The sequence below is a fragment of the Nonomuraea sp. NPDC026600 genome (assembly GCF_040638335.1).
Lineage (GTDB): Bacteria > Actinomycetota > Actinomycetes > Streptosporangiales > Streptosporangiaceae > Nonomuraea.
This window is the reverse complement of the sequence record NZ_JBEZYD010000007.1, coordinates 290,759-311,102: the sequence shown is the minus strand read 5'-3', so window position 1 is coordinate 311,102 and position 20,344 is coordinate 290,759. Positions and strand designations below refer to the sequence as shown.

Annotated in this window: 18 protein-coding genes; 6 read left to right on the top strand and 12 right to left on the bottom strand. The window is 71.1% G+C overall.

The genetic code is table 11. The annotated features are described in order from the left end of the window. Positions 1-15: 15 nt before the first annotated feature. From AB0F17_RS19775 to AB0F17_RS19750, 6 genes are read right to left on the bottom strand one after another with little or no spacing between them, the layout of a single operon-like run. Positions 16-1,041, bottom strand: a complete 1,026-nt coding sequence (locus AB0F17_RS19775; protein ID WP_358024740.1) for a BadF/BadG/BcrA/BcrD ATPase family protein — start codon at positions 1,039-1,041, stop codon at positions 16-18. Beyond that, positions 1,026-2,285 carry a 6-phospho-beta-glucosidase gene (locus AB0F17_RS19770; RefSeq protein WP_358024737.1) on the bottom strand — a complete coding sequence of 420 codons (1,260 nt, stop codon included), beginning with the start codon at positions 2,283-2,285 and terminating at the stop codon, positions 1,026-1,028. Before AB0F17_RS19770 ends, AB0F17_RS19775 begins: the two co-directional genes overlap by 16 nt. Beyond that, positions 2,282-3,172 carry a carbohydrate ABC transporter permease gene (locus AB0F17_RS19765; protein ID WP_358024734.1) on the bottom strand — a complete coding sequence of 297 codons (891 nt, stop codon included), beginning with the start codon at positions 3,170-3,172 and terminating at the stop codon, positions 2,282-2,284. Before AB0F17_RS19765 ends, AB0F17_RS19770 begins: the two co-directional genes overlap by 4 nt. After that, the gene (locus tag AB0F17_RS19760) at positions 3,172-4,095 is read right to left on the bottom strand and encodes a sugar ABC transporter permease (RefSeq protein WP_358024731.1); all 924 of its coding nucleotides are present in this window, start codon (positions 4,093-4,095) and stop codon (positions 3,172-3,174) included. Before AB0F17_RS19760 ends, AB0F17_RS19765 begins: the two co-directional genes overlap by 1 nt. A gap of 1 nt (position 4,096) precedes the next feature. Further along, positions 4,097-5,434 carry an ABC transporter substrate-binding protein gene (locus tag AB0F17_RS19755; RefSeq protein WP_358024728.1) on the bottom strand — a complete coding sequence of 446 codons (1,338 nt, stop codon included), beginning with the start codon at positions 5,432-5,434 and terminating at the stop codon, positions 4,097-4,099. A gap of 28 nt (positions 5,435-5,462) precedes the next feature. Beyond that, complete coding sequence (locus AB0F17_RS19750) at positions 5,463-6,668, bottom strand: ROK family transcriptional regulator (RefSeq protein ID WP_358024725.1); 1,206 nt, start codon at positions 6,666-6,668, stop codon at positions 5,463-5,465. 293 nt (positions 6,669-6,961) lie between these two features. Between AB0F17_RS19750 and AB0F17_RS19745 the strand changes: the two genes are divergently transcribed. The 4 genes from AB0F17_RS19745 (at position 6,962) to AB0F17_RS19730 (ending at position 12,757) form a co-directional block, all read left to right on the top strand. Next, complete coding sequence (locus AB0F17_RS19745) at positions 6,962-9,193, top strand: AAA family ATPase (protein WP_358024722.1); 2,232 nt, start codon at positions 6,962-6,964, stop codon at positions 9,191-9,193. A 562-nt stretch (positions 9,194-9,755) separates the two neighbouring features. Next, positions 9,756-11,387, top strand: coding sequence for an apolipoprotein N-acyltransferase (gene lnt, locus AB0F17_RS19740; protein ID WP_358024719.1), 1,632 nt, complete (start codon positions 9,756-9,758; stop codon positions 11,385-11,387). Positions 11,388-11,400: 13 nt separating this feature from the next. After that, positions 11,401-12,144, top strand: coding sequence for a polyprenol monophosphomannose synthase (locus tag AB0F17_RS19735; protein ID WP_358024716.1), 744 nt, complete (start codon positions 11,401-11,403; stop codon positions 12,142-12,144). A 118-nt stretch (positions 12,145-12,262) separates the two neighbouring features. Further along, positions 12,263-12,757 carry an FxsA family protein gene (locus AB0F17_RS19730; protein ID WP_358024713.1) on the top strand — a complete coding sequence of 165 codons (495 nt, stop codon included), beginning with the start codon at positions 12,263-12,265 and terminating at the stop codon, positions 12,755-12,757. 93 nt (positions 12,758-12,850) lie between these two features. Here AB0F17_RS19730 and AB0F17_RS19725 read toward each other — a convergent pair whose 3' ends face one another. From AB0F17_RS19725 to xylB, 3 genes are all read right to left on the bottom strand, one after another. Then, positions 12,851-13,195: an RNA polymerase-binding protein RbpA gene (locus tag AB0F17_RS19725; RefSeq protein ID WP_103962598.1), complete on the bottom strand. Its 345-nt coding sequence runs from the start codon at positions 13,193-13,195 to the stop codon at positions 12,851-12,853. Positions 13,196-13,483: 288 nt separating this feature from the next. After that, positions 13,484-14,641 (bottom strand): xylose isomerase, encoded by a 1,158-nt coding sequence (gene xylA, locus AB0F17_RS19720; protein ID WP_358024710.1) that lies wholly within the window; start codon positions 14,639-14,641, stop codon positions 13,484-13,486. Next, the gene (gene xylB / locus AB0F17_RS19715; protein ID WP_358024707.1) at positions 14,638-16,044 is read right to left on the bottom strand and encodes a xylulokinase; all 1,407 of its coding nucleotides are present in this window, start codon (positions 16,042-16,044) and stop codon (positions 14,638-14,640) included. The genes xylA and xylB overlap by 4 nt, the downstream gene beginning before the upstream one ends. Before the next feature lie 83 nt (positions 16,045-16,127). Between xylB and AB0F17_RS19710 the strand changes: the two genes are divergently transcribed. Next, a complete protein-coding gene (locus tag AB0F17_RS19710) occupies positions 16,128-17,354 on the top strand; it encodes an ROK family transcriptional regulator (RefSeq protein ID WP_358024705.1) in 1,227 nt (408 codons plus the stop codon). On the opposite strand, the gene AB0F17_RS19705 is transcribed toward AB0F17_RS19710, so the two are convergent. Together AB0F17_RS19705 and AB0F17_RS19700 are read right to left on the bottom strand one after the other, a co-directional pair. Then, entirely contained in the window at positions 17,320-17,940 is a 621-nt protein-coding gene (locus AB0F17_RS19705) for a hypothetical protein (protein WP_358024701.1), read from the bottom strand. The two genes, AB0F17_RS19710 and AB0F17_RS19705, sit on opposite strands and share 35 nt — an antisense overlap. 68 nt (positions 17,941-18,008) lie before the next feature. Further along, complete coding sequence (locus AB0F17_RS19700; RefSeq protein ID WP_358024698.1) at positions 18,009-18,422, bottom strand: hypothetical protein; 414 nt, start codon at positions 18,420-18,422, stop codon at positions 18,009-18,011. Between AB0F17_RS19700 and AB0F17_RS19695 the strand changes: the two genes are divergently transcribed. Continuing rightward, entirely contained in the window at positions 18,421-18,882 is a 462-nt protein-coding gene (locus AB0F17_RS19695) for a helix-turn-helix domain-containing protein (RefSeq protein WP_358024695.1), read from the top strand. The genes AB0F17_RS19700 and AB0F17_RS19695 overlap by 2 nt on opposite strands. Positions 18,883-18,894: 12 nt before the next feature. Here AB0F17_RS19695 and AB0F17_RS19690 read toward each other — a convergent pair whose 3' ends face one another. Further along, a complete protein-coding gene (locus tag AB0F17_RS19690; RefSeq protein WP_358024692.1) occupies positions 18,895-20,337 on the bottom strand; it encodes an MFS transporter in 1,443 nt (480 codons plus the stop codon). Positions 20,338-20,344 lie beyond the last annotated feature (7 nt).

The following is a 20,344-nucleotide window of genomic DNA, read 5'->3' as shown; positions in this document are numbered from 1 at the left end:
CGTTGCGGGGGCCCGTCAGGTCCGTTCGTAGCGGGCGCGCAGGCGGGTCTTGGCCGGATCCGTCGCGCCCAGGTGCTCCAGGCCGTTGAGAGCGGCGCCGACGATGGGCGGGACGTCGGCGACCAGGATCTTGGCCCGGGGCGCCCTGGCGGCGAACGAGGCGTCCAGGAGGGCCGTCAGGAGCGGGTCGCGGGCCTGGAGGATGCCGCCGCCCAGCACCACCTCCGTGGGCGTCTCCAGCAGGTCCAGGCGGCGCAGGCACACCTCCGCCAGCACGGTGATCTCCTCCGCCTGGCGTTCCACCAGCGATCTGGCGATCGGGTCGCCCGCCGCGGCCGTGGCGAAGACGCCCGGGGCGAGCTCGTGCAGGCGGGACTCGTCCAGGTGGCCGAAGTGGACCTCCAGGATCAGCTCCTCGACCGTGCGCACGGCGAAGTGCCGCGTGCACAGCTCCGCCAGCGCGGTCGCGGGCCCGCGACCGTCCTCGGCGCGGGCGGCGTGCCACAGCGCCTCCTCCGCGATGCCCTGGCCGCCGCCCCAGTCGCCGCTGAGGCGGCCGAGCGCGGGGAAGCGGGTCACCTCGCCGGTGGGGGAGACGCCGACCGCGTTGATGCCCGCGCCGCACACCACGGCCACGCCCCAGGGGCCCGACGCGCCCGCCCGGAGCACGGCGAAGGTGTCGTTGCGGACGGAGATGTCCGGGCCGAAGCCCCGGCGGGCGAACTCGAGCGCCAGGGCCTCCTCCTCGACCGGCAGATCGGCCCCCGCCAGATAGGCCGCCACATGATCGAAGCGGCCCGGGACGATGGAGCGGTCCCGGCCGGGGTCGGCGTCCGGCGGCACCCGCGCGAGCGCCTGCCGTACCGCCTCCTCCACCACGTCCAGCGCCGCCGCCACACCATCGCTCTGCGGCGCGAACGGGCCCGCCCGGCCGGTGGCCAGCACCTCGCCGTCCTCCGTGACCAGCGCCACGTCGGTCTTGCTGTTGCCGCCGTCGACCGCGAGGACGAGCCTGCGGTGCTCCACTAGCTCACCGTCCACGGCAGGTAGTCGCGGTTGGCCGCCAGCAGCAGGCCGGTCAGCTCCTCCGCGGTGGCGTCCTGGCCGATCAGGGGATGGGCCAGCAGGGCGTCGCGGACCCGGTCCGCACCGCCGTACCGGGCCGCCTCAAGGGCGAGCGTCTCGTAGGCGGACACGTGCGCGATCAGCCCCGCGTACAGCGGCTCGACCGGCGGCACCGGCAGCGGCGCGGCCCCCAGGGCGGAGACGGCCGCGGGCACCTCGATCACCGCGTCGTCGGCCAGGAAGGGCAGCGTTCCGCGGTTGCGGACGTTCACCACGTGGGTGCCGGGACGGTCGCCGAGCAGTGAGGCGATCAGCGCGACCGCCGCCTCGGAGTAGTACGCGCCGCCCCGCTCGCCCAGCAGTGCCGGCTTCTCGACGACCGATGAGTCGGCGTACATCTCCAGCAGCCGGGTCTCCATCGCCGCCACCTCGGCCGCGCGAGACGGCTTGGCCCGCTGCTCCTCCACCACCGCGTCATGATCGTAGAAATAGCGCAAATAGTACGACGGCACCACACCGAGCCGGCGGAGCAGCGCGGGGCGCAGCGCCAGGTCGTCGGCCAGCGACTCCGCGTGCTCGGCGAGCAGCGCGGGCAGCACGTCCTCGCCGTCCAGGTACACGGCCCGTTCCCAGGTCAGGTGGTTGAGCCCGACGTGGCCGAGCGAGATCCGCGACGGCGGCACGCCCAGCGCGGCGGCGAAGCGGCGCTGGAAGCCGATCGCCACGTTGCACAGCCCGATCGCCCGGTGCCCGGCGTCGAGGAGCGCGCGGGTGACGATGCCGACCGGGTTGGTGAAGTCGACGATCCACGCCTCGGGCGCGTGCGTACGGACCGTCTCGGCGATGTCCAGCACGATCGGCACCGTACGCAGCGCCTTGGCCAGCCCGCCCGCCCCGGTCGTCTCCTGCCCCACGCAGCCGCACCGCAGCGGCAGCGTCTCGTCCACGTCGCGCGCCGCCTGCCCGCCCACCCGCAACTGGAACAGCACGGCCTGCGCCCCCGAGACCCCCTCCTCGACCGAGGAGGTGGCCAGCACCCGGGCCGGATGCCCGGCATGCGCCAGCATCCGGCGCGCCATCCCGGAAACAACCTCAAGTCGCGTTAAATCGGGATCTATCAGTGCGATCTCCGAGACCGGCAGCTCGTCGCGGAGCCGCGCGAACCCGTCGATCAGCTCGGGCGTGTACGTCGAGCCGCCCCCCACCACGGCCAGTTTCAACCCTTCACTCCTGTCAAAGTCACGCCCTCGATGAAGACCTTCTGGGCGAAGAAGAACACGATGATCACCGGCGCCATGACGAGCAGCGTGGCCGCCATGGTCAGGTTCCACTGCACGCTGTGCAGCGCCTTGAACGAGGCCAGCCCCACCGACAGGGTCCAGCTGTCGACATTGGTGGCGGAGTACAGCAGCGGCCCGTAGTAGTCGTTCCAGCAGTAGAAGAACTGGAACAGCGCCACCGCCGCGATGCCCGGCTTGGCCATCGGCAGGACCACCCGGATGAGCGTCCTGAAGTCGGTGCAGCCGTCCACCCGCGCCGCGTCGGTGTAGTCGCGCGGGATGGAGAGCAGGAACTGCCGCAGCAGGAAGATCGAGAACGCGTCGCCGAGCAGCATCGGCAAGATCAGCGGCAGCAGCGTCCCGGTCAGGTTCAGCCGCGCCCAGATCAGGTAGATCGGCACCGCGACCACCTGGGGCGGCAGCATCATCATCGTGATGACCAGCAGGAAGGCCAGCCTGCGCCCGCGAAAGCGGAACCGGGCCAGCGCGTAGGCCACCGGGATCGACGACAGCAGCGTGAACAGCGTGCCGAGCCCCGCGTAGATCATCGTGTTGCGCAGCCACAGCAGGATCGGCGACTTGGCGAACACCTCGCCGAAGTTGGCCCAGTTCCAGGTGTGCGGCCACAGCTCGTCGGTCAGCGTCTGGTTGTCGGACATGACCGCCGTCAGCAGGACGAAGACCAGCGGCCCGATGAACGCGATCCCCAGCGCGACGGCCGTCGCGTGCGTCGCGATCCAGTACAGCGCCTTCCTGGCACGGCCACGCCGGACCCGGACGCGCCGCCCCGCCGCCTGGGAGGGCGGCGCCAGCAGTGTGGCGGTCATCAGGCCACCTCCTCGAACCCGCGGAACTGCCGCAGCAGGACCAGTGTGAACACCATCGACGCCGCGAACAGCACCAGCGCCAGCACGCAGGCGTAGCCCATCGTGTAGTCACGGAAGCCCGTCTGGAACAGCCACTGCGGCAGCGTCAGCGTCGACATCTCCGGATACCCGGGCACGAACGAGGTGCCCGGCGCGTCGGTGACGCCCGCCGCGACCCTTGAGGCGATCATCGCCTGGGTGAAGTACTGCAGCGTGTAGATGACCCCGGTCACCGCCGAGAACATCAGCACCGGACGGATCGTCGGCATCGTGATGCTGCGGAACTGCCGCCACGCCCCGGCCCCGTCGATGGCCGCCGCCTCGTACAGATGCTTGGGCACGTCCAGCAGCGCCGCCAGGAAGATCACCATGATGTTGCCGACGCCCCACATGGCCAGCAGCGTCAGCCCCGGCTTCGACCAGTCCTTGTCACCGAACCAGTCGGGCCCGGAGATGCCGACCAGCGCGAGGATCCGGTTGAACGGTCCGGTGGCCGGGTTCAGCAGGAAGACGAAGGCCACCGTCCCCGCCGTCACCGGCACCAGCGACGGCAGGTAGAACAGCGTGCGGAAGAACCCCACGCCGGACTTCAGCTTGGTGATCAGCTGCGCCACGCCCAGGGCGAACAGCACCTGGGCGGGCACCATGACGGCCACCAGCCACGCCGTGTTCCGGATCGAGAGCCAGGCCCGCTCGTCCTGGAGGAAGTAGCGGTAGTTGTCCAGGCCGTTGAACTTCAGCGAGAACAGGTCGTAGTTGAAGAAGGAGAAGTAGACGGTGGCCAGCAGCGGGTAGGCGAAGAACACTCCGAAGCCCACCAGCCACGGCGACAGCCACAGCAGGGCCCGGAACCCCTCCCGGCGCCTGAGAGGTACGGACGCCACGTCAGCCGCCCGACAGCTTGAACTTGGCGTCGATGGTCTTGTCGACGCCCGCCAGCCCCGCGTCCAGGTCCTTGACCGAGCCCTTCTCCCACGAGGTGATGAACCCTTGCAGCGCCTCCTGGTTGAACACGCTGTTGACGTGCGCCGGGATCGTGCTCGTCTTCGGGTTGGCGAAGATGTCGAGGAAGGTCTGGAAGTGCTCGTCCTTCTTCAGCGCGGGCGATTCCAGCGCGGCCCTGGTGGTCGGCACGTTGCGGATCGCGTTGGCCAGCGTGACCAGCGCGTCGGTGTCGGTGGTCAGGTACTTCACCAGCGCCCAGGCGGCCTCGGGGTTCTTGGCGCCCTTCGGCACGCCGATCACGGTGCCCGCGGTGAAGCCGCTGCCGTACAGGTCGGGCTTGCTGTCGTCGACCGGCATGGGGGCGGTGCCGTAGTCGAGCTTCGGCGCCTCGTTGGCGATCATGGCCACCCGCCACTCGCCGTCGATGCCCATGGCGACCTTGCCCTGGTAGAAGGGGTGCTTGCCGGAGAACTCGTCGCCCAGGCCCTTGCGGAACTTGTCCAGGTTCGCGTAGCCGTACCAGTCGATGAGATCCTTCTGCCACTTCAGCAGGGTCTTCCAGGCGGGGTCGGAGCCGATCGCCGAGGTGCCGTCGGGGTTGGTCCACTTGGCGCCGACCATCGCGCTCCAGTGACCCGCGGTGTTCTCGTAGTACTGGCCGCTCGGCACGAACCCGGCGACCTTGATGGTGCCGTCCGGGTTCCTGACCGTGAGCTCCTTGGCCAGCTTGGTCAGCTCCGACAGGGTCTTGGGCGGCTGGTGGCCCTTCATCAGGGCCTTGTTGTAGTAGAGGCCGTACGCGTCGGTCAGCAGCGGCATCACGCACCGCTTGCCCTCGTACTGCGTGTAGTCGTTCACGACCGCCGGCAGGCCCGACAGGTCGACGCCGTCCTGCTTGATCACCGGGTTGAGGTCCTGGAACACGCCGCTCTTGCACCAGGTCGCCACCGAGTCGGTGGTGAAGGAGGAGGCCACGTCCGGCGGCCGGCCACCGCGTACGGCCTGCGTGATCTGCTCGTCCTGCACGCCCTTGACCAGCTTGACCTTGATCTGGGGGTACTTCTTGTTGAACCCGGCGATGGCGTCGGTGAACGCCTTCACCTCCGAGTCCGCCGAGAACCCGTGCCACAGCTCGATGGAGGCGGCGGGCAGCGCCGTGGGCGCGGTGTTAGTGGGTTTGGACTGGGAACCGAGGGCGGGACCGCCCTCTTTACCCGCGGTACACGCGGCCAGGCTCAGGACGGCGAGCCCTGCGGCCGCCAAGGGAACGAAGCGCACAGGGGTGCCTCCTCATGCCGTGTCTTCATCATGATGTCGGGACCGTTGACCCGAAAACCTCGTCGCGGACGAGGTCCAGGGCCAGGTCGAGGGCTCCGGCGAGGACGGGGTTGCCTTCGACGGACGACAGGCGCAGCCGGGGCCGCGGAATGGTCAGCGCGTGCAGCTCGTGTTCGACCAGCTCGCGCAGGGGTTCGCCGCCCGACAGCACCACGCCGCCGGTCAGCACGATGAGCCCGGGATCGATGACGGAGGTGATGGCGGCCAGGCCCACCGCCAGCCGCGCGGCGATGTCGCGCAGCCCGGCCCGCGCGTCGTCGGCCTTCTGGCCCACCTGGTGGTCGTCCGCCGCGCGCACCGCGTTCGCGATGGCCTGGCGGAAGTCCGTGCCGCGCACGCCGTACGAGCGCAGCAGCTTCAGTACGGCGGAGCCGCCGGTGAGCGCCTGGTAGCCGTGGTTGGCGTACCGTCCCGACTCGCGGGCCGTCGGCGCGCCCGGGGTCGGCATGTAACCGACCTCGCCCGCGCCGCCGGTGGCGCCTCTGTGCATCCGCCCGCCCAGCACGATGGCCGAGCCGATGCCCTCGTCCGCCCACAGCAGCACGAAGTCGGAGTCGCCGCGGGCGGCGCCGTGCGCCATTTCGGCCAGCGCCACCAGGTTGACGTTGTTCTCCACCGACACCGGCACGCCGAGTCCCTTGGCGAGCGTCGGCACCAGGTCGCCGATCTGCCAGCCCGGCATGTCCTTGGCGGTGGCGTAGCCGAGCCGGCCGGTGGACGGGTCGATCGCCGCCTGCACGCCGATCACCACCCGGCGCAGCGGGCCGGGAGAGCCCGCGCCGTCGAGCGCCGCGCGCAGCCGGGCGACCAGCTCGCCGCCCGCCCGGCGCGGCGTGGGCAGCGTGTACGAGCCCACGGTCGTGCCGGCGATGTCGGCGATCCTGGCCTCGATCCGGGCGGGCGTGACGTCCAGCGCGCCCACGTAGGCTGCGGCCGGATTGATCCGGTAGACCTCCGCGGTACGGCCGGGCAGCCCTTCCCTGATGCCGTCGAGCACCACCAGCCCGGCCTCCTGGAGGCGGGACAGCAGTTGCGAGGCCGTCGGCTTCGACAGGCCGGTCAGGGTGCCGATCTCGGGGCGGGTCAGCGGGCCGCGCTCGAGGAGGGCCTGCAAGGCCGCGCGATCATTGATCGCCCGTAGCAGACTGGGAGTCCCCGGCACCGGACCGCTCACGTTCACCCCTTGGCTCGAAGTTAGGAAACTTTCCTAACTTGATGCGAACCTAAGAGTCCGAGACGGTTTCGGTCAAGAGGTGAAACCAAGCCGTGACCGGATGCGGGGAAGGACATCAGACGAGAAGATGGGAGTGCCTCAACAGGCGTGCTAATGTCATCGTTTGTCGTAACAACAAGCAGAATGGCCCGGAGTGTCCCATTAACAACAATAATGGTCAGGCGGCAACTCGTCAAACGGAGCTCGCAAGGGAGCAGGAGTACGTCGCCCGCCTCTATGCCCGCCTCGACGCGTTGCGTGTACGCACCCAGAGCCAGCTGAAGGAGGTGCTCGGCGCCGGCGCCGTCGGCACGTTGCAGAACAGGTCGGAGCGCGACACGTTCGCCGGAATGTACGCCTCCAGGCTGGCCCGGCTCTGGGCGGTGGAGCGCGGGCTGGTTTTCGGCCGTCTCGACCACGTCGACGAAGGCAGGCTCTACATCGGCAAGCTCGGCCTCACCGACGACGAGCAGGATCGGCTGCTCATCGACTGGCGCGCGCCCGTGGCCCAGCCGTTCTACCGCGCCACCCCGGCCGCGCCGATGGGCCTCACCCGGCGGCGGCACCTGCAGACGAAGGGCCGCGCGGTCATCGGCGTCGACGACGACCTGCTCGACTTCGACACGCTGACCGACGAGGACCGCGCCACGCTCAACGGCGAGGCCGCGCTGCTGGCCGCCCTCGACGAGCGGCGCACCGGCCGGATGCGGGACATCGTCGCCACCATCCAGGCCGAGCAGGACCGCGTCATCCGCGCCGACCTCAACGGCGTGCTGGTCGTCCAGGGCGGCCCCGGCACCGGCAAGACCGTGGTGGCCCTGCACCGCGCCGCGTACCTCCTCTACACCCACAGGGAGCGCCTGGAACGCCGCGGTGTGCTGATCCTCGGCCCCAACCTCACCTTCCTGCGCTACATCGAGCAGGTGCTGCCCTCGCTCGGCGAGACCGACGTGCTGCTGTCGACGATCGGTGAGCTCTACCCCGGCCTGACGGCCACCGCCAGGGAGCGGCCCGACGTGGCCGCGATCAAGGGCGACATCCGCATGGCCGAGGTGATCGAGCGGGCCGTACGCGACCGGCAACGGGTGCCCCGCAAGCCCATCGAGCTGAACCTGGGCCGCTACGCGCTCACCATCGACCGCAACATGCTCGAAGCGGCCAAGAACAAGGCCACCCGCTCCCACCGCCCGCACAACCAGGCCCGCGCGGTGTTCGTCAGGACCATACTCAACGCCCTGGCCAGGCAGGCGGCCAGGAAGCTCGGCAAGGGCCTCATCGACGACGACGAGCTGGCCGACCTGCGTGAGGAGCTGCGCACCGAGCAGCCGGTCAAGACCGCCCTGAACAGGCTCTGGCCGTACCTGACCCCGCAGCGCCTGCTCCTGGGCCTGTACGCCTCGCCGGAGCGGCTCGACCACGCCGCCTCGATCCTGACGCCGGACGAGCGCGCGCTGCTGCGCCGTGACGGAGGGGAGTGGACCGAGTCCGACGTGCCGCTGCTGGACGAGGCGGCCGAGGTGCTCGGCGAGATCGACGAGCAGGTGCTGCGCGCCAGCGCCCTGCAGGCCGAGGAGGAACTGGCCGCGGCCAGGCAGGCGGCCGAGCACGAGCGCGAGGCGGAGCTCGCCTACGCCCGCGAGGTGCTCGAGCTGACGGGCCTGTCCGACGTCATGGAGGCCGAGCGCCTGGCCGAACGCCAGCGCGGGGAGGGCCCCTACCTCACCACGGCCGAGCGGGCCGCCGCCGACCGCGCCTGGGCCTACGGCCATGTGATCGTGGACGAGGCGCAGGAGCTGTCGTCCATGGCCTGGCGGGTGGTCATGCGGCGGGTGCCCACCCGGTCGATGACGATCGTCGGCGACATCGCGCAGACCGGCTCGACGGCCGGGGCCCGATCGTGGAACGAGGTGCTCGACCCCTACGTGGCGGGGCGCTGGCGCCAGGAGCGGCTCACCGTCAACTACCGCACGCCGGTGGAGCTCATGGAGGTCGCCGCCCGCGTGCTGGCCACCATCGACCCGGCGCTCGAGGCGCCCACCTCGGTCCGCGACACCGGCGCCGAGCCCTGGTCGGCGCCGCTGTTCGCGCTGCCCGAGCTGGTCAAGGCCGAGGTCGGGGAGGGCGGCAAGGTGGCCGTGGTCGTCCCCGACGCGCTGCTCGGCGAGCTCGGCAAGGCGATCTCCGACACGGTGGAGGGGGCCGCCGTGGTCTTCGCCGGCGCCACCCGGGGGACCGCGGCGCTCGACGCCCCCGTGGCCGTGCTCGGCGTGGCCGATGCCAAGGGGCTGGAGTTCGATTCGGTCATCGTGGCCGAGCCCGACCTGATAGCCTCGCAGTCGCCGCGCGGCCTGAGCGACCTTTATGTCGCTCTCACCCGGGCCACTCAGCGGCTCGGCGTCGTCCACGAACGGCCGCTGTCGGCCCTCCTGTCGGAGGCGCTGAGCGGCTTGCCAAGCCGTGCGTCCGGGCCGACAAATGGGCATTAGATCGCTTTAATGCGACAACGCAAGCATGTCCTACCTGCGGAAACTTGATGTTTCTGCTGATCGGGACACGGTTGACATCTGAGGTGGAGTCGGTAGTTTGCTGCGCAGTCCAGCACGGGACTTGGCCGGTTGGCCGTCTCTGACATCGTCGGATCCTGCGTCCGTGACGGAGCGTGACTTCGTCCACACAGCCAGGTGCAGGGCCGTCGGTCCGTCGAGTCGGGGCACCCCAGCCGGGCGGGGGGTTGGACCCGGGACGGGCCCGGGAGCCCAGTAGACAACGGAATTCCGCGCTCGCCGCCGACGAGACGGGTCCGGTCCGAAGGGTTTCCGGGCCCTCTTCCCTCTCGTGCGCAGGATCGCCATCAGCGCCGGGTGGTCCCGTCAGGTCACGGGATCACCCTGCCGCTCCCCGCCCGGCGTCGCTCACCCCTACTTTCGGGCCGTCCAGAGTTTGGTTACCCCTACTTCTGAGGCAACAAGGGGCCGCGACGGCCGAATCGCCGCCCGGGAGCGGTAGCGTTTTCGCAAGCAGGAGTGCGAACGGCGAGGAGAACCCCGCGTGGTGCAGGACAAGACGGGCCCACCGCCCACTGGCGGCGGGACCCCGCACACCCCTGACCCGCCCACGCCCGATTCCGGCCCACCCATTCCGGCCGCGCCCGCGGGGCGGGGCGTGCGGGAGTCCGGGCGGGTGCTCATGGCTCGGGTGGCCGCCGCCGTGGCCGGTGGGGGGCTGCTGTTCCTCGCCTTCCCGCCCATCGACTGGTGGCTCGCCGCGCCGCTCGGCGTCGGGCTGATCGTCGCCGCCCTCCACGGCACTCGCCCCCGGCGCGCCGCCTGGCTCGGCTACCTGGCCGCCGCCGTGTTCCTGTTCCCCACGCTGGCCTGGGTACGGACGATCGGCGACGACGTCTGGGTGATGCTGGTGGGGGTCGAGAGCCTGTTCTACGCCGTGATGGCCGCCCTGGCCGCGCTGGTGTTCCGGCTGCCGCTGTGGCCGTTGTGGTTCGGCGGGCTCTGGGTGGCCATGGAGCAGGCGCGCGGGCTGTTCCCCATCGGGGGCTTCCCCTGGGCGCGGCTGGCGTTCAGCCAGGGCGAGTCGCTGTTCACCGAGTACGCCGCGCTGGGCGGGGCGCCGCTCGTGTCGTTCGCCGTGGCCCTGTGCGGGGCCCTGCTCGCGTACGCGCTGCTGCGGCGGCCGCCGGCCGCCCGGCGGGTCGCCGGGCGGCTCGTCCCGGTGGCGATCGCCCTGGCCGTGCCCCTGCTGACGCTGGCCGTGCCGAGGCCGGGAGACGAGGGGCGTTCGGTCAACATCGGCATCGTGCAGGGCAACGTGCCGGGCCGGGGGATGTACATCCTGGGCGACGAACCCGCCGTTGTCCTGAAAAATCATGCCAACGAGACGAAAAAGCTGGCGCAGGCCGTACGGGATGGGAAACTCCCTAAGCCCGACCTCGTCATCCTGCCGGAGAACTCCACCGACATCGACCCCTACCGGGACGCGGGCGCCCGCCAGATCATCGACGACTCCGTCAAGGACGTCGGGGTGCCCACGCTGGTCGGCGCGGTCGTGGCCATCGGCGACGAGAACCGGGCGACCCGCAGCCTGGTCTGGGACCCGGTGACCGGGCCCGGTGCCTACTACGACAAGCAGCATCTGGTGCCGTTCGGCGAGTACACGCCGTTCAAGGAGATCGTGCTGGCCCTGTGGGAGCGGGCCGGCCTGGTGGGCAGGCAGTCGGTCGCGGGCACCAAGCCGGGCGACCTGAAGATGGGCCCGGTGACGATCGGCGCGGTCAACTGCTACGAGGTGGCCTACGACGGCACCGTGCGCGGGACCGTCCAGACCGGGGCCACGCCGCTGGTGGTGCAGACCAACAACGCCACCTACGCCGAGTCCAACCTGCCGCCGCAGCAGCTCGCCATGTCGAAGCTGCGGGCCGTCGAGCACAACAGGGCGGTCGTGACGGCGGCCACCACCGGCATCTCGGCGTATGTCACACCTGAAGGTAAGGTCTCCTGGCGGACCCGCGAGCTCGTCGCGGACATGAACGTGGTGAAGGTGCCCGTGCGCACCCAGACGACGGTCGCGACGCAGGTCGGCGCGTTGCCGGAGTGGGCGCTGGCGTTGATGGGAGTGGCGGCCGCCGGGGTGGCCGCGTGGCGTGTCAGGCGTAAGGCGACCGCGTGAGGGATGACTGATCATGGAGATTCTTGGCCGGATACTCATCGTCATACCGACGTACAACGAGCGCGACAACGTCGTGATGATCACCGAGCGGGTGCGGGCCGCGATGCCGGACGCGCACGTGCTGGTGGTCGACGACAACAGCCCCGACGGCACCGGTGAGATCGCCGACGAGCTGGCCGCCAAGGACGATCACATCCACGTCCTGCACCGGGCCGGCAAGGAAGGGCTGGGCGCCGCCTACATCGCCGCGTTCCGCTGGGGCCTCGACGAGGGCTACAACGTGCTGGTGGAGATGGACGCCGACGGCTCGCACCAGCCCGAGGAGCTGCACAAGCTGCTGAAGGCGGTCGCCGACGGCGCCGACCTGTCGATCGGCTCGCGCTGGGTGCCCGGCGGCAAGGTGGTCAACTGGCCCGCCTCGCGCGAGCTCCTGTCCAGGGGCGCCAACATCTACACGCGGCTCATGCTCGGCATGTCGGTGCGCGACGCGACCGCCGGGTTCCGCGTCTACCGCGCCGCGACGCTGGAGAAGATCGGGCTGGCCGACGTCGAGTCGCAGGGCTACTGCTTCCAGGTCGACCTCACCCTGCGGACGGCCAAGCACGGCCTGCGGGTGGTCGAGGTGCCGATCACGTTCGTGGAGCGGACCGTCGGCACGAGCAAGATGAGCAGCCGGGTCATGGCCGAGTCGTTCTGGCGCATCGCCGTCTGGGGCCTGACCGGCCTGCCCGCCCGGCTGCGCGGCAAGCGCGCCTGAGAACCTGTGATCGCCCTCAGGCGGCGCCGGAACGGTTCGGGCAGGCTTGGCGTTGTCCCTTGTATAGGCGGTCATTTACGCGTCCTACAGACGTCGCGTACGCGGAATGGGGAAGACTATGCGGCTCCTGCTTTTCCTGGCCTTCCTGATCGTCCCGGTGCTGGAGATCTGGCTGCTGATCCAGGTGGGCTCGGCGATCGGCGGCTGGACGACCGTGGCCCTGCTCATCGCCGACAGCCTGCTGGGCGCGTGGCTGGTGCGCCGCGAGGGGCGCAGGGCGTGGCGGGCGCTGCAGGAGGCGCTGCAGTCCGGCCGGATGCCCGACAGGGAGCTCGCCGACGGCGGCCTGATCCTGGTGGGCGGCGCGCTGCTGCTGACGCCGGGGTTCCTGAGCGACATCCTCGGGTTCCTGTGCGTGCTGCCGTTCACGCGGCCGGCGATGCGGCGCCTGGTGTCGTGGTTCTTCGACCGCCGGGTCAAGAGGATGGCGGCGGCCTCGCCGTACGCGAACCTCTTCCCGCCGCCGTCCGGCGGCCACGTCGACGGGCACATCGGCGGGCGCGGCGGTGTGGTGCACGGCGAGGTGATCAGGGAAGACCGCGAGTCTTCCTGACCGAGCCTTCGCGAGGCCGCGCTCCGCGCGGCGCGTCAGGGCATGGCGAAGCCCCCGGGCGAGATGCCCGGGGGCTTTCACCGTGAGAAGGTGTCAGGCGCTTTTCCGACGCTGGGCTCGAAGTACGGCCAGCCTCTCGTTGAGCACCTCTTCCAGGTCCTCGATGGACCGTCGCTCCAGGAGCATGTCCCAGTGCGTCCGCGGGGGCTTCGTCTTCTTCGACTCCGGCTGCTCGCCGTCGACCCGAACCGCGGTCGCACCGCACATGCGGCACTCCCACGTCGCGGGAATCTCGGCCTCGGCGGCAAGCGGAACCTCGAAGCGATGGCCCTTGGGACAGGTGTAGGACACGTCCTGGCGCGGGGCCAGATCCGTGTTACGGTCGTTCTCGTAGCTGGTTGCCCCGAGCCGGGTGCCACGAAGCGCGCGCTCGCCCATGTTTAAATGCCTCCTACAGGGCCCCCATCGTGAGGGGTCTGTCTCCCACGGTGTCTAACGCTTGGTACCGTGATGGGATTCCCCCATGTGGGGTGATCCAATCGCTATCGCCCCGAGGAGTTGCCCGCAGCCGGGCTTCCGTCGGCGTTCCGGAGCTCCGGGCCACGTGAAGGCAAGGGTCATTCCCAGGACGATTCGCGAATCGGCCCGACCGCAAGACGGCCTCCGCGCGCCCCCTGAAGCGCATGGCCCCCGGCGAGCGCACCGCGCCCACCGGGGGAGAGCGAGCTAGCGCACGCCGTACAGGTGCTCGATGGCCAGCTGGTCGAGGTGTTCGAACGCGGCGCCGCGGGCGGCGAGCGTGTCGATGTCGGGGGTGAACGAGCGCACGTCGCGCCAGCTCTCCCCGGCGGCGAGCGTCGGCACCGACAGCTCGTCGAGCCGCGCGGCCCGCAGCGCCTCCTGGACCTCGGGGTCGGCGCGGAAGGCCCGCACCTTCTCCCGCAGGATCAGGTAGTTGCGCATGCACGCGGCCGCCGACACCCACACGCCCTCGTCGTCCTCGGTGCGCGGCGGCTTGAAGTCGAAGTGGATGGGGCCGGAGAAGCCGTTGGACTCCAGGACGTCGACGGTCCAGAAGGCGCCCCGGGCGTTGCCGGCGCCGAAGCGGAAGTCCTGGTCGTAGCGCGGGCCGTTCTGCCCGTTCAGGTCGATGTGGAACAGCTTGCCGTGCCACAGCGCCTGCGCGATGCCGTGCGCGTAGTTGAGCCCGGCCATCTCCTCGTGGCCCACCTCGGGGTTGAGCCCGACCAGCTCCGCGTGCTCCAGCTCGTTGATGAACGCCAGCGCGTGGCCGATGGTGGGCAGCAGGATGTCGCCCCTCGGCTCGTTGGGCTTGGGCTCGATCGCGAACCTGAGGTCGTAGCCGTGGTCCAGCACGTACGCGCCGAGCACGTCGAAGGCTTCCTTGTAGCGGTCGAGCGCGGCCTTGACGTCCTTGGCCGCGCCGGACTCCGCGCCCTCCCTGCCGCCCCAGCAGACGTATACCTGCGCGCCCAGCTCGGCGGCCAGGTCGATGTTGTCCATCACCTTGCGCAGCGCGAACCGGCGCACGTCGCGGTCGTTGGAGGTGAAGGCGCCGTCCTTGAAGATGGGGTGCGAGAACAGGTTGGTGGTCGCCGTGGTGACCACCAGGCCGGTCTCCTCCAGCGCCTTGCGGAAGGCGCCGACCCGCTCGTCCCGGTCGTGGCCGTCGAAGTCGAAGACGTCGTTGTCGTGGAAGTTCACCCCGTACGCGCCGATCTCGGCGAGCTTGTGCACGGCCCGCTCGGCGGGCATGGGCGCCCTGGTGGCCGGGCCGAACACGTCGACGCCCTGCCATCCGACGGTCCAGATGCCGAAGGAGAAACGGTCCTCGCGGGTGGGCGTGTACAGGTCTTCGCTCATGACTGTTCCTCTCGGGGGTGCTGCCAGCCGGCCGTACGATCGCGTAGCTCGGCGTACTGGTCGCGGACGTGGGGAGTGGGGGGCCCGTCGTACTCCTGGACCGGCTGGGCCGACCAGACGGGCGGTGCGGGCGTGCCGGCCAGCGCCCAGGCGGCCTGGCGGGCCGCGCCGAGCGCCACGTATTCGGCGGGCGCGGGGACGGCGACCGGCATGCCGAAGATCTGGGGGGCGATGCGGCGCACCGCCTCGGACTTGGCGCCGCCGCCGATGAGCAGCACGCGGCGCGGCCGTACCCCCTGCCCGGCCAGGTGGTCGATGGCGTCGGCCAGGGAGGACAGCAGCGCCTCGACCGCCGCGCGCGCGAGGTTCTCGCGGGTGGCGTTGCGCGTGGTGAGGCCGCTGAGCGTGCCCGAGGCGTCCGGCCGGTTCGGGGTGCGCTCGCCGTCCAGGTAGGGCAGCAGCGTGAGCCCGCCGGCGCCCGGCGCGGCGGCCAGCGCGAGCTCCGACAGCTCCGCCAGCGAGCAGCCGATCATCGACGCCGCCGAGGACAGGATCCTGGCCGCGTTGAGCGTGGCCAGCAGCGGCATGAACCGGCCGGTCGCGTCCGCGAACCCGGCGACCATCCCCGACGGGTCGGCGGCGGGCACCTCGCTCACCGCGAACACCGTGCCCGAGGTCCCGATGGACACCGCGACGTCGCCGGGGAGCAACCCGAGCCCGAGCGCCGCGCCCATGTTGTCGCCGGTGCCCGGCCCGATCGCGGCGCCGCCCGGCAGCTGTCCGACGATCTCGTTCGGCGCGGCCACGCGCGGCAGCTCGATCTCGTGCCCGATCGCGGCCGACACGAACTCGGGCAGGTACGCCCCCGTCGCCGGGGACCAGTATCCGGTGCCCGAGGCGTCTCCCCGGTCGGTCGTCCGCTCGCGGCGCTCGCCCAGCCGCCAGGTCAGCCAGTCGTGGGGGAGCAGCACCGCCTCGGTGCGGGCGGCGAGCTCCGGCTCGTGCTCGGCCATCCAGCGCAGCTTGGTGACCGTGAACGAGGCCACGGGCACGCTGCCGGTCAGCTCGGCCCACCGGGCGGGACCGCCCAGCTCGCCGGTCAGCCGCGCGGCTTGCGGCGCCGACCGCGTGTCGTTCCACAGCAGGGCGGGCCGTACGACCTCGCCGGCGCCGTCGAGCGCGACCATGCCGTGCTGCTGGGCCGCCACCGCGACCGCGGCGGCCCGCTCCAGCAGGTGCCGCCCCTTGTCGAGCGCGCTCTCCCAATGGCTGGGATGGCACTCCGTGCCGTCGGGATGCGGGGCCGCGAACTCGTCGACCACCGTGCCGTCACCGGCCCGGCACAGCACGATCTTGGTCGACTGAGTCGAGGAGTCGACCCCGGCCACCAGTGCCTCTGTCACCCGGACTCCATATTAGTAAACTGTATGGATTAAATAGCGTAACAGACCGGCGAATCGCCAGGAAGACCCATTAGTCTTAGATCGTGACAAAATCCAGGGAAGGGCCGCTCAGGCACGCCACCATGCGCGAGCGCAACCTCGCCGTCGTGCTGGAGCAGGTCGTGCGCTGCCAGCCGGTCACCCGCGCCCGGCTCGCCGAGCACACCGGGTTCACCAAGACCACCGTCTCCAACCTGCTCGCGGTGCTCGAAGGCGCCGGGCTGGTCCAGGACGGCGCGCTGGTGCAGGACGGCGAGCGCGGCCGGCCCGGGATCGCTGTCTCGGTCAACGGCGACGGCGCCGCCGCGCTCGGGCTGGAGATCAACGTCGACTACCTCGCCGCGTGCGTGCTGGACCTGGGCCGGCGTACGCGCTACCACCAGCTCGTGACCTTCGACAACCGGGGCCGGCCGCCCGAGTCGGTGATCGCCTCACTGGGGCGGCTGGCCGCCGAGGCCGTCGCCGCGGCCGCCGGGCAGGGCCTGAACGTGGCGGGCGCGATGGTCGCCGTCCCCGGCCTGCTCGACCGGGAGAACGGCCTGGTCCGCCGCGCCCCGAACCTCGGCTGGACCGACGTCCCGGTCAGCACCCTGCTCCGCGACGCCCTGCCCGACCTCCCGATCCCCGCGGCCCACGACAACGAGGCCAACCTGGCCGCGCTGGCCGAGCTGTGGTTCGGCGACGGCGCGCGGCACGGCGGCTTCATCCACGTCTCGGGGGAGATCGGGATCGGGGCCGGCATCGTCATGGACGGTCAGGTGCTGCGCGGCACGCACGGGTTCGCCGGCGAACTCGGCCATCTCATCGTGGATCCGGGTGGCGCGCCGTGCACCTGCGGCGGGCGCGGCTGCCTGGAGCAGACCGCCGGTCAGGACGCCATCTTGCGCGCCGCCGGACTGCCCGCCGTCACGGCGACCACGGCCGCCAAACCGGACGGCCCGATCAAGGCGCTCATCGCCCTGCTGGAACGCTCGGACCCGCGGGCGCTGGCCGCGCTCGAGGCGGCGGGCCGGGCGCTCGGCGCCACCCTGGCCTCGGCCGTCAACCTGGTCGACCCCGGCGCGATCGTGCTCGGCGGCATCTTCTCGCCGCTGGCGCCCTGGATCCGCCCGGCCGTCGAGGCCGCGCTGGCGGAGGGGGGCGGCTCGCTGCGTACCGAGGTGCCGCCGGTGGTGGTGTCGGAGCTGGCGGGGAACGCCGCGGTGCTCGGCGCGGCCGGGGTGGTGATCGAACGCGTCATCGGCCACCCGGCCCTGCTGCTGCCCGCCTAGCGCGCCACAGCTCGGCGGCCAGCAGGAGGCCGCCGACGGCGATCAGCGCGCCGTGCGCGATCCGCAGCGAGTACGGCCCGAAGAACTGCGGGATGAACAGCGCGAACCCCACTCCGAACGGCACCGCGCTCCACCGGGCCAGCACTCCGGACCGCCATACGGCGACCGCCGCCATGACCGTCCCCACGCCCAGCAGCGCGAGCCCGGAGGCGAACATGGTCACCGCGACCGGCCCGTACCGGAACTCCTGGGCCAGCTCCATCAGCGCCGGCGCGTTGTCGCGCAGCGACCGGTGGGCGATGACGTTCAGCCCGAAGTCCTCGGCGCCGTAGTAGGGCAGGGTGAGGCCCGCGCCGATCCACGTCACCACCGCCGCCCGCAGCGACAGCCGGTCACCCAGCACCTGGTGCAGGCCCAGGACGGCCAGGCCGGCGAGGATGAAGCCGATCATGGCCGCCAGATGGCCGGCCACCCACGCGCCCGACGCCATGGCGGCCGCGTCGTCGCCGGACGGCCGCACGGCCGGGTAGATGAGGAACAGCACGCCACTGGCGGCGAAGGCCGCAGAGGTCAGCCGGGTGTTCATGGTCACTCCAAGGGGAAAGGTGCATTGCTCTGTTCTGTGAGCAATGCTCTCTCTTTGGAGCGACGATGTCAAGAGCGGTGCTCTCGTTCGGTGAGCAGGGGAACCAGGGTGCGGTCGCCGAGGCGGGTCATCGCGGCCAGCGGCCTGGTGGCCGCGCCGACCAGTAGCGGCAGGCCCCGCCTGCCCGTCGCTCTGGCCAGGGCGGGACCGAGGGCGGCCATCATGGCGGTCAGGCCCGGCAGTGGCCGGATCCACATGGTGAGCTCCTTGATCAGGCTCCGCTCGTCGAGGTGCAGCAGCACCGACTCCTCGATCTCCTGGCGGCCGAGGCGGGCGGTGGCGGCGAGCATGCGCGTCCGCTCGTCGCCCACGTCCGTGTGGTAGCGCAGGCCGCTCAGGGCGCCCATGGCCGCGGTGAACAGCTCGCGCACCTGCTCGTGCCCGTGGAAGCCCGCCGGGGTCGTGAACAGGTTCGGGGACATGCACTGCTCCATCGCCCAGGCCGTCGGCGTGGTCGGCGAGCCGTGGACGCCGCTGATCTTGCGGGATCTGTTCCTGGGGGTGCGCAGGTTCGACGACCTCGCGCAGGATCTGGGCATCTCGCGCAACCTGCTGACCCGGCGGCTGGAGCACCTGGTGGCGGCGGGAGTGGTGGAGCGGCGGCCCTACCAGGAGCGGCCGGTGCGCTTCGAGTACGTGCTGACCGAGGCGGGCCGCGACATCGTGCCCGCGCTGTTCACGCTGATGGCCTGGGGGGCCCGCTGGGCGACCCCGCCCGGCGGGCCGCCCGCGCTGCTGGTGCACTCCTGCGGCGAGCGGTTCACGCCGGTGGTGACGTGCCCGCACTGCGGCGGCGCGGCCGACGCGGAGAGCGTGCTGGTCGTCCGCGGCCCCGGCGCCGCCCAGGGTCCGGGCACGATGGTCCTCGCCGCCGAGGCGTGACGATCCTGGGGGTCAGATCCGCGCCGGCACCTCGTTGCCCGCGTCGCGGATGGCCTTGGGCAGGTTGACCATGGCCAGCAGGACGAACCCCACGATGAAGAAGACGACCATCGAGATGATGGCCATCCGGTAGCTGTTGGTGAGCTGGACCGCGATCGTCACGGTCAGTGCGCCGATGAACGCCGACCCCTTGTCGCTGATCTGCAGCAGGCTGAAGTATTCGGCCTCCCGCCCCTTCGGGATCACCAGCGAGAACAGCGAGCGCGACAGCGCCTGGGTGCCGCCCAGCACGATCGAGATGGCGAAGGCCAGCAGGTAGAACTGCAGGGCTTCCTTCTCCTGCAGGAAGTACGCGATGATCACGATCACCGTCCACACGACCAGGCTGCCCAGCACCGTGTTCTTGGTGCCGAACCGGCGGGCCAGCAGGCCCATCAGCAGCGCCCCGAAGAACGCCACGAACTGCACCATGAGGATGGCGCTGATCTGCGTCTCCTTGCTCAGCTTGAGCGCCTCGGAGGCGAAGGCCGAACTGTTGCCGATGACGGTCTGCACGCCGTCGTTGTAGACGAGGTAGGCCACCAGGAACAACAGCGTCAGCGGATAGCGCCGCAGCTCGCTGAGCGTCCGGCCGAGTTGCTTGAAGCTGCCGCCGACCGAGCGCAGCGCCGTGCTCTCATGGGCCGGGACCGGCCGGTTGCGCAGCCGGAGGAGCGGGACGATCGTGAAGATGGCCCACCACAGGCCGGCCGAGGTCATGCTGATCCGCACCGACATGCCCTCGGTCAGCCCGAGGCCCTCGTGGTTGAGATAGAGCACCAGGTTGAGCGCCAGCAGCAGGCCGCCGCCCAGATAGCCGATCGCCCAGCCGCGGGAGGAGACGCGGTCGCGTTCCTCGGCGGTGGAGATCTGCGGCAGGAAGGAGTCGTAGACCACGACGGACGAGCCGTAGGCCAGGTTGGCCAGGATGAACAGCACCCCGCCCAGCACGTAGCGGTCGCCCTCGAGGAAGTACAGGCCCGCGGTGGCCAGCGCGCCCAAGTAGGCGAAGGTGGCGAGCATCTCCTTCTTGCGGCCGGTGTGGTCGGCCAGCGCGCCCACGATCGGCAGGCAGACGATCTGCAGCAGCACCGACACGGTCAGCATCAGCCCGAAGAACGCGGCCGGCCTGATGTCGGCGCCGAGCACGTCGACGTAGCCAAGGCCGGGCTGGGCCTCGGCCAGCTTGTCGAAGTCGGCCGAGCAGGTGGCGGCCGCGACCGAGGGGAAGTCCTTGGCGCAGGCCGCGGTCTTGGCGACCGAGATGAGGTACGGGCTGAGGAAGACCGAGATGATCGTGGTGTAGAAGGCGGAGTTGGCCCAGTCGTAGATGTACCAGCCGCGCTGTTCGCGCCTGCGCGCTGCGGGGGAGTCGGCGGTGTCGTCGGGAGCCGCGGGGGGTGCGGGTACGGGCATGTGTCGT

Bases quoted from the DNA above. Each gene is read 5' to 3' on its own strand.
- AB0F17_RS19765 (WP_358024734.1), bottom strand. From the start codon at position 3,172: ATGACCGCCACACTGCTGGCGCCGCCCTCCCAGGCGGCGGGGCGGCGC.
- AB0F17_RS19735 (WP_358024716.1), top strand. From the start codon at position 11,401: ATGGAGATTCTTGGCCGGATACTCATCGTCATACCGACGTACAACGAG.
- AB0F17_RS19730 (WP_358024713.1), top strand. From the start codon at position 12,263: ATGCGGCTCCTGCTTTTCCTGGCCTTCCTGATCGTCCCGGTGCTGGAG.
- AB0F17_RS19725 (WP_103962598.1), bottom strand. From the start codon at position 13,195: ATGGGCGAGCGCGCGCTTCGTGGCACCCGGCTCGGGGCAACCAGCTAC.
- xylA (WP_358024710.1), bottom strand. From the start codon at position 14,641: ATGAGCGAAGACCTGTACACGCCCACCCGCGAGGACCGTTTCTCCTTC.
- AB0F17_RS19705 (WP_358024701.1), bottom strand. From the start codon at position 17,940: ATGAACACCCGGCTGACCTCTGCGGCCTTCGCCGCCAGTGGCGTGCTG.
- AB0F17_RS19695 (WP_358024695.1), top strand. From the start codon at position 18,421: ATGCACTGCTCCATCGCCCAGGCCGTCGGCGTGGTCGGCGAGCCGTGG.
- AB0F17_RS19700 (WP_358024698.1), bottom strand. From the start codon at position 18,422: ATGTCCCCGAACCTGTTCACGACCCCGGCGGGCTTCCACGGGCACGAG.
- AB0F17_RS19690 (WP_358024692.1), bottom strand. From the start codon at position 20,337: ATGCCCGTACCCGCACCCCCCGCGGCTCCCGACGACACCGCCGACTCC.